The sequence below is a fragment of the Enterococcus sulfureus ATCC 49903 genome (assembly GCF_000407605.1).
In the GTDB taxonomy this organism is placed as follows: Bacteria; Bacillota; Bacilli; order Lactobacillales; family Enterococcaceae; genus Enterococcus_G; species Enterococcus_G sulfureus.
In genome coordinates this window covers 278804-292568 of record NZ_ASWO01000005.1, presented here as the reverse complement: position 1 = coordinate 292568, position 13765 = coordinate 278804, and the positions used below count along the sequence as shown (strand labels likewise).

Annotated in this window: 9 protein-coding genes; 2 read left to right on the top strand and 7 right to left on the bottom strand. The window is 39.7% G+C overall.

The genetic code is table 11. From position 1 onward, the window contains the following. Positions 1-28: 28 nt before the first annotated feature. From I573_RS07470 to uvrB, 4 genes are all read right to left on the bottom strand, one after another. On the bottom strand, positions 29-1033 hold the full coding sequence (locus I573_RS07470; protein ID WP_016185631.1) for a gluconeogenesis factor YvcK family protein: 1005 nt from the start codon (positions 1031-1033) through the stop codon (positions 29-31). After that, positions 1030-1917 carry an RNase adapter RapZ gene (rapZ, locus tag I573_RS07465; protein WP_016185632.1) on the bottom strand — a complete coding sequence of 296 codons (888 nt, stop codon included), beginning with the start codon at positions 1915-1917 and terminating at the stop codon, positions 1030-1032. Before rapZ ends, I573_RS07470 begins: the two co-directional genes overlap by 4 nt. Before the next feature lie 109 nt (positions 1918-2026). Next, entirely contained in the window at positions 2027-4846 is a 2820-nt protein-coding gene (gene uvrA, locus I573_RS07460; RefSeq protein WP_016185633.1) for an excinuclease ABC subunit UvrA, read from the bottom strand. Positions 4847-4861: 15 nt separating this feature from the next. Then, positions 4862-6850, bottom strand: a complete 1989-nt coding sequence (uvrB, locus tag I573_RS07455) for an excinuclease ABC subunit UvrB (RefSeq protein ID WP_016185634.1) — start codon at positions 6848-6850, stop codon at positions 4862-4864. Between the two features lie 246 nt (positions 6851-7096). Here uvrB and I573_RS07450 point away from each other — a divergent pair, with 246 nt between their 5' ends. Next, a complete protein-coding gene (locus I573_RS07450; protein WP_016185635.1) occupies positions 7097-9259 on the top strand; it encodes an amino acid ABC transporter substrate-binding protein/permease in 2163 nt (720 codons plus the stop codon). A gap of 1 nt (position 9260) precedes the next feature. Further along, the gene (locus I573_RS07445) at positions 9261-9998 is read left to right on the top strand and encodes an amino acid ABC transporter ATP-binding protein (protein WP_016185636.1); all 738 of its coding nucleotides are present in this window, start codon (positions 9261-9263) and stop codon (positions 9996-9998) included. Between the two features lie 50 nt (positions 9999-10048). On the opposite strand, the gene dnaJ is transcribed toward I573_RS07445, so the two are convergent. The 3 genes from dnaJ to grpE all read right to left on the bottom strand — a co-directional run bounded on the left by dnaJ (position 10049) and on the right by grpE (position 13738). Further along, a complete protein-coding gene (gene dnaJ, locus I573_RS07440) occupies positions 10049-11218 on the bottom strand; it encodes a molecular chaperone DnaJ (RefSeq protein WP_016185637.1) in 1170 nt (389 codons plus the stop codon). A 125-nt stretch (positions 11219-11343) separates the two neighbouring features. After that, positions 11344-13170 carry a molecular chaperone DnaK gene (gene dnaK / locus I573_RS07435; RefSeq protein WP_016185638.1) on the bottom strand — a complete coding sequence of 609 codons (1827 nt, stop codon included), beginning with the start codon at positions 13168-13170 and terminating at the stop codon, positions 11344-11346. A 49-nt stretch (positions 13171-13219) separates the two neighbouring features. Then, on the bottom strand, positions 13220-13738 hold the full coding sequence (gene grpE, locus I573_RS07430; RefSeq protein WP_155855543.1) for a nucleotide exchange factor GrpE: 519 nt from the start codon (positions 13736-13738) through the stop codon (positions 13220-13222). Positions 13739-13765 lie beyond the last annotated feature (27 nt).

Sequence of the window (13765 nt, the reverse complement as noted above, 5' to 3'; positions counted from 1 at the left end):
CCAGATCACCTTCTTTCTACAACTTCGCTCAATTTACACGTTTACGTTCATAAACTAAGCGCAATAATTCTTGGACAACTTTTTCTCCATCGTGAAATACGCCCCCGTCACGTAGTTCAAGAAAATCCGTCGATACAACACGACAACCTTCATTACGTAAGCTAGTAAAATCATGTTTCACTTGTACCAAATACTCATCGTATCGATCGTTGTCCATATAATCTTCTGGTACTTTTTCAATATTGACTAATACTGTGTCAATAAATCGCTGACCTAAGTGTTCATGTAACACACGAACATGTTCAGCATCCGTAAATTGTTCTGTTTCCCCTTTTTGCGTCATAATATTGCAAATGTACACCGTCTCCGCTTTCGTCTCCAACAAGGCTTGACCAATTTCTGTAATCATAAGATTGGGCAAAATACTCGTAAATAAGCTTCCTGGACCTAATACGACCATATCTGCAGCTAAAATCGAGGAAATCACTTTTCGTGCAGCTTTAGGTTCTTCCAGATTGTGTTGATTTTGCACAAAAACACGATCGATCGTTTTGCGTTGTTTGGCGATATTGGATTCTCCAACCGCTGTCGTGCCATCTTTAAAGACTGCGTGTAAAATCAACGGCTCATCAGAAGAAGGAAATACACGTCCATCTACATGCATCATTTTGGATAATAACTGCACGGCTTCATAGGTACTGCCACGCATTTCAGAGATCGCTGCGATGATCAAGTTTCCTAACGCATGATTGGCTAGAAAATGGTCTTCTGATTTAAACCGATACTGAAAAATATCTTCGTATAATCTTGGCATATCTGATAACGAAACCAAGACATTACGTAAATCTCCAGGTGGTGCCATTGTGATCGAATCCCGAATGACACCGCTACTTCCTCCATCATCAGCTACGGTCACAACTGCAGTGATATCGACCCCTTGATTACGTAAACTTTTTAAAATGACAGGTAATCCCGTACCTCCACCTAACACCACGACTTTTGGTTTATGGATACGGTAGGTTTTAACACTCATGAACGATTCACTGTTTCTTTACGTTTATCTTTATCTCTGTGCGTGGTATGAACGAGATATTCTAGTTGCAATAAATCACCGATACGTTTGGTCAACGCAACTGAACGATGCTGGCCACCCGTACACCCGATCGCAACCGTCAAGCTACTTTTTCCTTCTTTGATATAACCTGGCATCACACTGACAAGTAATTGACTAAATTGTTGGTAAAATTGTTCTGTTTCGTCAAATGACATCACATACTCATACACCGGTTGATCTAACCCAGTTAACGGGCGCAACTCTGGAATATAATGCGGATTTGGCAAGAAACGGACATCCATCACGATATCTGCATCGATTGGTAACCCGTATTTGAAACCAAACGAAAGCATTTCAATTCGAAATCCTGGAGTCGCATCACTCGTACGGAATTCTTCACTGATTCGTTCGCGTAATTGACGCGGTGTCAATTCCGTTGTATCGACGACTACAGAAGCTTGTGTTTTAAATTCTTCCAGCAAATGGCGCTCTTTCTTGATCCCTTCTGTGACCAAACCATCCATTGCCAGTGGGTGAGCACGACGCGTTTCTTTATACCGCGAAACCAATTCTTCATCAGATGCATCCAAAAATAAGACCCGCGTATTGATAAAATTCGTATTTTCAATCTCAATCAACATCGTTTGAATCTCTTCAAAGAAAGAACGAGAACGCATATCGACAACTAGCGCAATTTTTGAGATCTTCCCGGATTCTTTGATCAATTCCCAAAACTTTGGAATCAAAGATGGTGGCATATTGTCGATACAAAAATACCCCATATCTTCAAAGCTTTGGACTGCGACGGTCTTTCCTGCTCCACTCATTCCAGTAATTATGACTAATTCTAAGTTATCTACCATAGTATTTCCCCCTCTAACTTTCTCTATCCAAACAATTATATCATCCCGGGCGTATCATGGCTACTTTTATATAAAAAAAGGTAAAGACAATTTGTCCTTACCTTCAAAATTAAGCTAATACTGTTTTTAAGTATTTCCCTGTATAGCTTTCTTTTACTTGAGCGATTTCTTCTGGTGTTCCTGTTGCTAAAATCGTACCCCCACCAGCGCCACCTTCTGGACCTAAGTCGATGAGATGATCGGCAGATTTGATGACATCCAAATTATGCTCGATGACTAACACGGTATTGCCTTTTTCAACTAAACGATCAAGTACGTGCAACAAACGGGCGATATCTTCAGAATGCAATCCAGTTGTTGGCTCATCTAATATATAAAAGCTTTTCCCATTTGAGATCTTATGCAATTCACTAGCCAACTTCATCCGTTGCGCTTCTCCACCAGATAATGTCGTCGCAGGTTGACCAAGTGTGATGTACCCTAATCCAACATCTACGATTGTTTGCAATTTTCGTTGGATTTTAGGAATCGATTGAAAGAATTCTACCGCATCTTCTACTGTCATATCTAAAATATCTGCAATATTTTTTCCTTTATAATGCACCTCGAGTGTCTCTGAGTTGTAACGTTTGCCATGACAAACTTCACATGGAACATATACATCTGGCAAAAAGTGCATTTCGATTTTAATGATTCCATCTCCGCGACACGCCTCACAGCGTCCCCCTTTGACATTAAAACTAAATCGTCCTTTTTTATATCCTCGTACTTTTGCTTCGTTTGTTTTCGCAAAGAGATCGCGAATATCGTCAAATACACTTGTATAAGTCGCTGGATTACTACGAGGTGTTCGTCCAATCGGGCTTTGATCGATATCAATGATTTTTTCAATTGCTTCGTATCCTGAAATAGATTTATATTTCCCAGGTTTCGCACTATTTCGGTTGATTTTTTGAGCTAACGCTTTTTTCAAGATTTCATTGACTAACGTTGATTTTCCAGATCCAGAAACACCCGTTACCGCGACAAACTCACCTAAAGGAAACGACACATCTAGATTTTTCAAATTATTTTCCGCTGCCCCTTTTAATTCGATCGCTTTGCCGTTTCCTTCACGTCTTACTTCAGGAACAGGGATCTTACGTTTTCCAGACAAATATTGTCCAGTCAAAGAAGCTTTATTTTTTTCAACTTGTTTTGGTGTTCCTTGTGCAACGATTTGCCCACCTGCAGCTCCGGCACCTGGTCCAACATCGATTAAATAATCTGCCGCACGCATTGTATCCTCGTCGTGTTCCACAATGATCAATGTATTGCCTAGATCACGCATTTTTCTAAGTGAATCTAATAAACGGTCATTGTCTCGCTGATGCAACCCAATCGAAGGCTCATCTAGAATATATAAAACGCCAGACAAGTTCGATCCAATCTGCGTCGCTAAACGAATACGTTGTGCTTCTCCACCAGATAGTGTACCTGCTGCTCGACTCAATGTAAGATAATCTAAGCCTACATTACGTAAAAAGCTTAATCGATCATTGATTTCTTTAACGATTGGTTGTGCAATGGTTTGCTCTTTTTCTGATAAAGCCAACTGTTCGATAAAGGCCAATGCATCCACAATCGCTTTTTCGCTCACTTGACCGATATGCTCTCCGCCCACTTTTACCGATAAGGCTTGACGGTTTAAACGATATCCGTGACAGACGTTACAAGGCAACTCTGTCATATATAATTTCATTTGTTCCCGCGTAAAATCACTATTGGTTTCATGATAGCGACGCTTAATATTGCTCATTACTCCTTCAAATGCAATGTCGACATCACGCACACCACCAAAGTCATTTTCATAATGGAAATGAAACGCCTCATCGCCTGATCCATATAAAATAATAGCTTGTTCTTGTTCACTAAGTTGATCAAAAGGCGTATCCATATCAATTGAGAACGCATAACAAGCTTGCTCTAGTAATTGCGGATAGTACTGTGAACTAATTGGATTCCAAGGAATAATCGCGCCTTCACGCAAGGTTTTTGTCGTATCTGGAACAACTAAATCTAGATCGACTTCTAATTTCATCCCTAGTCCATCACATTCTGGACATGCGCCAAATGGAGCATTGAATGAAAAAAGTCGTGGCTCCAATTCGCCCACGGTAAATCCACAATACGGACAAGAATAATGCTCACTAAACAACATTTCTTCTTCGCCGATCACATCGACTACTGCATACCCATCAGCCAAACGTAATGCCGCTTCAAATGAGTCAAACAAACGTGAACGAATTCCTTCTTTGATCACAATACGGTCCACCACGATCGCAATCGAATGTTTTTTCGTTTTGCTTAATTCAGGAACTTCCGTAATGTCATACGTCTCTCCATTTACACGTACACGAACGTATCCTTCTCGTTGAATCATGTCAAAGACTTTTTTATGCTGTCCTTTTTTTTCATGTACAACAGGCGCTAATAGCTGAATTTTTGTCCGCTCGGGTAATTCTAGGACTTGATCTACCATTTGTTCTACTGACTGACTCGTAATCTCCACATGATCGTTTGGACAAATTGGATGACCTACACGTGCATAAAGCAATCTTAGATAATCATTGATCTCTGTTACAGTTCCTACGGTAGAACGTGGATTTTTACTTGTCGTTTTTTGATCGATCGAAATGGCTGGGCTTAAGCCATCGATACTGTCGACATCTGGTTTGTCCATTTGTCCTAAAAATTGACGCGCATAGGCCGAAAGACTTTCAACATAACGTCGTTGTCCTTCTGCATAGAGTGTGTCAAAGGCTAATGAACTCTTCCCAGAACCTGATAGTCCTGTTACAACGACCATCTTATCGCGTGGAATCGTTACATCGATATTTTTCAAATTATGTGCTCGTGCACCATGAATCACTATTTTGTCATTTGCCACAAAAAAGCCTCCCTGTTATTCTGCTTTTAATTCTAAAATCGTATCACGCAATGTTGCTGCCGTTTCAAAATCTAATGCTTTCGCTGCATCGCGCATTTCTTTTTCTAACTTCAAGAGTAATTGTTCTTTTTCTTCTTTTGATAAATCTGTGATAGAAGACACGTCGTATGCTTCTTGTGCTTCTGCTACTTTCGAGATGCGAATCAAATCGCGAATTTCTTTCTTAATGGTAATCGGTGTAATCCCATGCTCTTTATTATACGCTTCTTGGATGGCACGTCTTCTAGCGGTTTCATCAATCGCTTTTGTCATAGAATCAGTCATTTTATCTGCATACATGATTACTTTCCCATTGGAATTTCTAGCGGCACGTCCAATGGTTTGGATCAATGATCGTTCACTACGTAAAAATCCTTCTTTATCTGCATCTAAAATCGCCACTAAGGACACTTCAGGCACATCGATTCCTTCACGCAATAGGTTGATCCCAATCAAGACATCAAATACACCTAAACGTAAATCGCGAATGATCTCCGTTCGTTCAAGCGTTTTAATATCACTGTGTAGATATTTTACTTTGATTCCTAATTCTTTAAAATAATCAGCTAGATCTTCTGCCATTTTTTTTGTCAGGGTCGTAATAAACACGCGTTCATCGCGCTCTACACGTTCATTGATTTCACCTACTAAATCATCGATTTGTCCCATGATCGGCCGTACATCGATAATCGGATCAAGTAAACCAGTTGGCCGAATGATTTGTTGGACAACATGATCTGTTTGTTCATATTCATAAGGTCCAGGCGTCGCCGAAACATAAATGACTTGGTTAACATGTTCTTCAAACTCTTCAAGACGCAAGGGACGATTGTCGAGTGCTGAAGGCAAACGAAAGCCGTAGTCAACCAGCATTTGTTTACGCGCTCTATCTCCGTTATACATCCCTCTTATTTGTGGCATCGTAACATGCGACTCATCGATCACCAATAAAAAATCTTCTGGGAAGAAATCAATCAATGTATAAGGCGGCTCTCCTTCTTTACGGCCATCCATATGACGCGAATAATTTTCGATTCCGGAAGTATAGCCCATTTCACGAAGCATTTCAATATCGTAATTCGTTCGTTGTTCCAAACGTTGCGCTTCTAATAATTGTTCATTTGCTCTTAAAATATCCAAGCGCCATTTCAATTCTGCTTGAATCGAAGCAATCGCTGTTTCCATATGATTCTCATCTGTCAAAAAGTGAGTGGCTGGAAAAATCGATACGTGTTCGGTATCGTTATGGACTTCACCTGTCAACGCGTCGACTTCGCGAATCCGATCCACTTCATCTCCAAAAAACTCAATACGTAACGCACGCTCGTCGCGTGATGCTGGAAAGACCTCGATGACATCGCCTCGAACGCGAAAACGACCACGTTGAAAATCGATATCGTTACGTTCAAATTGAATATCGATTAACCGTCGCAAGACTTCCTCACGTGAGATTTCCATCCCTTCACGAATCGATACGACTTGTTTTTGGTACTCCATTGGAGATCCTAATCCAAAAATACACGACACAGAAGCCACAACGACGACATCATTGCGCTCTAATAGCGAACTCGTTGCAGAATGTCGAAGTTTATCGATCTCATCATTCACACTCGAATCCTTTTCAATATACGTATCACTTGAGGGAACGTACGCTTCAGGTTGGTAGTAATCATAATAACTGACAAAATACTCGACGGCGTTGTGAGGAAAGAATTCCTTAAATTCACCATATAATTGACCAGCTAGTGTTTTATTATGAGCAATAATCAAAGTTGGTTTATTGACTTGTTGAATCACATTGGAAATCGTATAAGTTTTCCCTGTTCCCGTTGCACCGAGTAGAATTTGTGCTTTTTCTTTGTTATGTATTCCTTCTACTAATTGGCGAATCGCCTCAGGTTGATCCCCTGCTGGCTGGTACGCCGAAACTAGATCAAAAGGAATCGAATGGTTTCGTTCAATCATCCTCAAGCCTCATTTCATGTGTTCTTTTCGTTCTTCTAGTTTATCATAGCGAACATATTTTCGCTATTCTTGTGACTTGTTTCATAAGGATGATAGCTTGTTTCTTAAACTTTAAATGTCACGTTTTATAACATAAGATGTTAGCATTCAGTTTATTTTTTTCTTTTTTCTTGTTATACTCTTGCTAATCGTCAATTTCAATTGGATTGACTAGCTTTTTAGGGAAGAAATGGAGGAAATAATTACATGAAACGAAAGCTTTTTTACTTATCACTACTTTCCATCGTGGCGACGCTAGGATTTTTTACGACACGTAGCGTACACGCGGAAGAAAAAACCTATCAAATTGGAACGGACATCACCTTTGCACCGTTTGAGTTCCAAGATGATAACCAAAATTATGTAGGTGTCGATATCGATTTACTAAATGCGATTGCAAAAGATCAAGGATTTGCTGTCAATCTTCGTCCGTTAGGATTTGATTCTTCAATCCAAGGTGTTCAGTCTGGTCAACTTGACGCGATGATCGCTGGAATGAGCATTACCGATGAACGTAAAAAAAGTTTTGATTTTTCAGATCCTTACTTTGACAGCGGAATCCAAATGGCCGTTAAACAAGACGATACGAGCATCAACAGTTATGACGATCTAAAAGGAAAAACTGTTGGTGCAAAAGTTGGAACAGAAAGTGCGACTTTCTTAGAAGCCAATAAAGACAAATATGGCTATACGATCAAAACATATGATGATGCTACTGGCGTTTATGGCGCGATCAAAAATGGAACGGTCCAAGCGATTTTTGATGACTATCCCGTTTTAGGTTATGCGATCAACAAGGGCGAGCCTTTACAATTGATCGGTAAAGCTGAAAAAGGAAATTCTTATGGTTTTGCAGTAAAAAAAGGTGAAAATGCTGAGTTATTGACAAAATTCAATGCTGGATTAAAAAAATTAAAAGACTCTGGCCAATACGATGAGATCGTTCAAACGTATATTAAAACCAATAACAACACTTCAACAAATCAAACCGTAATGAAAAAAATCACCCCTTTAAAAGATCAATACATTATCGCGAGTGATTCTGCCTTTGCGCCTTTTGAATTTAAAAACGAAGACAACGAATATGTTGGAATCGATGTTGATTTAATGAAAAAAGCAGCTGAACTACAAGGATTTAATATCGATTTTAATTTCATCGGATTCTCCGCTGCCGTCCAAGCTTTACAAGGGCAACAAGCAGATGGAATGATTGCTGGCATGACGGTTACCGATGAACGCAAAAAAGAGTTTGATTTCTCTACCCCTTATTTTGAGAGCGGGATTCAAATCGCAGTCAAAAAAGACAATAAAGATATCAAATCTTATGAAGATTTAAAAGGTAAAAAAGTTGGGGTTAAAGTCGGAACAGAAAGTGCTGATTTCTTAGAAGCGAATAAAGACAAATATGGCTATACAATCAAAAGCTATGATGCAGCAGATCAACTATATGAAGCAGTAAAAGTAGGCGCTGTAGATGCGATCATGGATGATTATCCTGTCATTGGCTATTCGATTTCACAAGGTCAAGAGTTGGCTACACCGATCGCTAGAGAAAGCGGTGGCGAATATGCCTTTGCAGTGAAAAAAGGACAAAACCAAGAATTACTGCAAATGTTCAACGAAGCCTTAACACAAATGAAACAGTCTGGTGAATACGATAAAATTATTGCAACATATATCGCAGATGGTAAAGCTGTAAAACAAGAATCGACAAAAGACAATTCGTCTTTATGGGGAATCTTAAAAAATAATTACAAACAGTTATTAGCCGGTTTAGGCAAAACAATGTTACTTGCATTGATTTCATTTGCACTGGCTATCGTAGTTGGGGTCATTTTTGGATTAATGAGTGTTGCGCCAATCAAAGCACTACGTATTGTCGCTTCAATTTACGTGGATGTGATCCGTGGAATTCCGATGATGGTATTGGCTTTCTTCATTTTCTTCGGCTTATCTGGAGCGATTGGGATCACAATCCCAGACTTTATTGCTGGTGTGATCACCTTAACGTTAAACGCGAGTGCTTATATCGCTGAAATCGTTCGTGGTGGGATCAATGCCGTACCAAAAGGACAAATGGAAGCTTCAAGAAGTCTAGGACTTTCGTATAATCGGACTATGCAAAAAATTATTTTACCGCAAGCTGTGCGCATTATGGTCCCTTCATTTGTCAATCAGTTTGTTATCACATTAAAAGATACAACAATTATCTCTGCTATCGGAGTTGTAGAATTACTCCAAACTGGGAAAATCATTGTCGCAAGTACCTTACAAAGTACCTCTGTTTACTTTATCATTGCGATGATCTACTTGATTGTAATCACTGCATTAACTCGTTTAGCAAAAGTTTTAGAAAAGAAGGTGAATTAAGATGGCAGAAAAAATCTTAGTTGAACATTTAGTCAAACAATACGGAGACAATACTGTATTAAACGATATCAACGTATCAATCAAAGAAGGTGAAGTCGTTTGTATCATCGGACCATCTGGTTCTGGAAAATCGACTTTCTTACGTTGTTTAAACCGTCTAGAAGAACCTTCTAGCGGAGATATCATTGTCGATGGTGCCCATTTGATGGATAAGAATACTGACATCAATATGGTGCGTCAACATATCGGCATGGTATTCCAGCATTTCAATCTATTTCCACATCTATCGATTATGGAAAATATTATCTTAGCTCCTACAGACTTAAAGAAATTAAATAAAGCAGAAGCTGAAAAAAAAGCGATCAAGTTACTTGAAACAGTTGGTTTGGCTGATAAAAAAGATGCTTATCCAGATAATTTATCCGGTGGGCAAAAACAACGGGTCGCGATCGCACGCGCTTTAGCGATGAATCCCGATATCATGTTGTTTGACGAACCGACATCCGCCCTTGATCCAGAAATGGTTGGCGATGTATTGAACGTTATGAAAAAACTAGCCAAACAAGGGATGACGATGGTGATTGTCACACACGAAATGGGATTTGCTAAAGAAGTGGCCAATCGTGTGATGTTTATCGATGGCGGAAACTTCCTAGAAGATGGAACACCAGATCAAATCTTTAACCATCCACAAAACGAACGAACAAAAGACTTTTTAAATAAAGTATTGAATATCTGATCAAAAAAAAGGAATGACAGTTTAAAACTGCCATTCCTTTTTGATTACACTTATTTTTTCTTACCACCGAATGCATCTTTGACTTTATCAAAAAATCCTTCTGCATGTTGTTCGGTCGTCGTCAATCCTGAAGCTTTAGCAAACTCACGCAACGCTTCTTTTTGTTGATCGTTCAAGTTTTTCGGTGTGATCAATTTCACGGTCACTTGTTGATCTCCATTGCCTCCGCCACGTAGACGCGGCGCACCTTTACCACGCAAGCGGAATTTCGCGCCAGTTTGTGTACCAGCTGGGATCTTCAACTTCACATCTCCATGCACAGTTGGGACTTGGACTTCATCTCCCAAAGCAGCTTGGACAAAGTTCAACGGCAATTCATAATAGATCTCCCCACCATCACGGTCAAAAATATTCGAAGATTCCACTCTAAAGACCACATAAAGATCACCATAAGGACCACCGTTTGTTCCGGCCTCTCCTTGAGAAGCAAGACGCATTTGTTGATCGTCTTCTACTCCAGCTGGAACCGTTACTTTCACTTTATGATTTGCTTTTTCATGTCCTGTTCCATGACACGTTTCACATGGATGGGCGATTTCTTTTCCTGTTCCATGACACACGTCACACGTTTGTTGCGTCATCACGCGACCAAGTGGTGTTTGACGTTCTACATTGACACGACCAGCACCATGGCATTTATGACACGTTTCAGGTTGTGTACCTGGTTTTGCGCCACTACCGTCGCACGTATGACACGTTTCTTCACGTTTGTATTGAATTTCTTTTTCGACACCAAAGACAGCCTCTTCAAAGGTCAAATTGATGACATATTGTAAATCCGCACCTTGTCTTGGTGCATTCGGATTGGCAGCACGGCCTCCGCCGCCACCAAAGAATGATTCAAAGATATCTTCAAAACCACCAAAACCACCACCAGAGAATCCTCCAGCACCGCCGCCGAAGCCACCAAAGCCTCCGCCGCCGCCATAATTTGGATCTGTCCCAGCATGTCCATATTGATCATAAGCGGCACGTTTTTGTGGATCACTTAAAATTTCATATGCTTCTGACACTTCTTTAAATTGAGCTTCAGCGCCTTCTTCTTTATTAATATCTGGATGGTACTTTTTGGAAAGCTTACGATACGCTTTTTTTATTTCATCGTCCGAAGCTCCTTTTTGTAAACCTAGGACTTCATAATAATCACGTTTTGTTGCCATGGGCTTCCCTCCGTTTTCTTCATATACTTTAGTATTCTAACATAGATTTTTTCAAGATGTTACTCAAATTTTATCAAAAGAAAAAGCCAAAGTAGTCGACTTTGGCTTTTTCAACGTGAATTAGATTATTTGTTGTCATCCACTTCTTCAAAGTCAGCATCGACTACGTCATCAGCGCCACTTTGAGCTGCGTTAGGATCTGCTTGTGCTTGTTGTTGAGCAGCTTGTTCGTATAATTTAACTGTTAAGTTTTGTACGATTTCATTTAACGCATCACGTTTTGTTTTCATTGCTTCGATATCATTTGCTTCGACAGCAGCTTTTAATTCATCGCGTGCTTCTTCAGCTTTTTTCAATTCTTCTTCTTCTACTTTGCCTTCAAGTTCTTTTGTTGTTTTATCAACAGTGAACAATAATGCATCGACTTCATTGCGTAGATCTACTTCTTCTTTACGCGCTTTGTCTGCTTCAGCATTCGCTTCAGCATCTTTTACCATGCGTTCGATTTCGTCGTCTGATAAACCTGAAGAAGATTTGATTGTAATGGTTTGTTCTTTTTGTGTACCTAAATCTTTAGCAGATACATTTACGATACCATTTTTATCGATATCAAATGTTACTTCGATTTGAGGGATTCCACGAGGTGCTGCTGGAATATCTGTTAATTGGAAGCGACCTAATGTTTTGTTATCTGCTGCCATTGGACGTTCACCTTGTAATACGTGAATGTCTACTGCTGGTTGGTTGTCTGCTGCTGTTGAGAAGACTTGTGATTTACTTGTTGGGATCGTTGTATTGCGGTCGATCAATTTCGTAAATACGCCACCCATTGTTTCGATACCTAATGATAAAGGTGTAACATCAAGTAAGACAACATCTTTCACGTCACCTGTGATGACTCCACCTTGGATCGCAGCACCCATTGCTACTACTTCATCAGGGTTTACTGATTTATTTGGTTCTTTACCCGTTTCTTTACGTACAGCTTCTACTACTGCAGGAATACGTGTAGATCCACCAACTAAGATCACTTCATCGATATCTGATTGTGATAAACCAGCATCTTTCAAGGCTTGACGTACAGGTCCTTTTGTACGTTCTACTAAGTCAGCAGTGATTTCGTCAAATTTCGCACGAGTTAATGTCATTTCTAAGTGAAGTGGTCCAGCTTCGCCTGCCGTGATAAATGGTAAGCTGATTTGTGTGCTTGATACACCAGAAAGATCTTTTTTCGCTTTTTCAGCAGCATCTTTCAAACGTTGTACCGCCATTTTATCTTTACTTAAGTCGATGCCGTTTTCTTTTTTGAATACCTCTACCATGTGATCGATGATTTTGTTATCAAAGTCATCACCACCTAATAAGTTATCTCCAGCTGTTGACAATACGTCAAATACGCCGTCACCTAATTCAAGTACAGATACGTCAAATGTACCTCCACCAAGGTCAAATACTAAGATTTTTTCATCTTTATCTGTTTTGTCTAAACCATAAGCTAAGGCTGCAGCTGTTGGTTCGTTAACGATACGTTCTACTTCTAAACCAGCGATTTTACCAGCGTCTTTTGTTGCTTGACGTTGTGCATCGTTAAAGTATGCAGGTACAGTGATAACTGCTTTTTCAACTTTTTCACCTAAATAATCTTCGGCAAAACCTTTGATGTATTGTAAGATCATTGCTGAGATTTCTTGAGGTGTATAATTTTTACCTTCAACTTCAACTTTGTATCCAGGTTCGCCCATGTAACGTTTAATAGATGAAATGGTATTTGGGTTTGTTACTGCTTGACGTTTTGCCACTTCACCCACTTGAATTTCACCATTTTTAAATGAGACAACAGAAGGAGTTGTACGATTTCCTTCAGGATTGGTAATAATTTTTGCTTCTCCGCCTTCTAATACAGCTACTGCAGAGTTTGTAGTTCCTAAGTCGATTCCGATAATTTTACTCATATCTAATTCTCTCCTTTTGTTTTCCGTAATTGTGTTTGTTTACTTATATTTATTGTGCAACGATGACCATACTTGGTCGTAATACACGATCATGCAGACGATAGCCTTTTTGTAAGACTTCAACAATCGTATCTGCTTCTTGATCTTCTGTTGCAGGAATGGTTTGCACCGCTTGATGAAGGGTTGGATCAAATGCTTCACCCTTAGCTGGGATCTCTTCAATTCCTTCTTCTTTTAACGCGTGACGTAAGCTTTCTAAGACCATTTCAACGCCTTTTTTCAAACTTTGGCTTTGCTCATCTGTTACTTCAGCTGCCATGGCACGCTCTAAGTTGTCAATTGCAGGTAATACTTTTTTCCCTAAATCTTGTGAACGGTATTTTTGTAACAATTCACGCTCATTGCGATTACGGGAAGTAATATTTGCGATTTCAGCAGAAGCACGTAGAAACTTATCTTCCATCGCATCAAATTCAGCTTTGACTGTATCTAATTCAGATACAACCTCTTCTTCCATTGCTTCTGTCGCTTGTTCTTCAACAAGCTCTTCAGCTGTTTCTTCTGGCATCTCTTGCTCATGTTTTGTCACTTAATT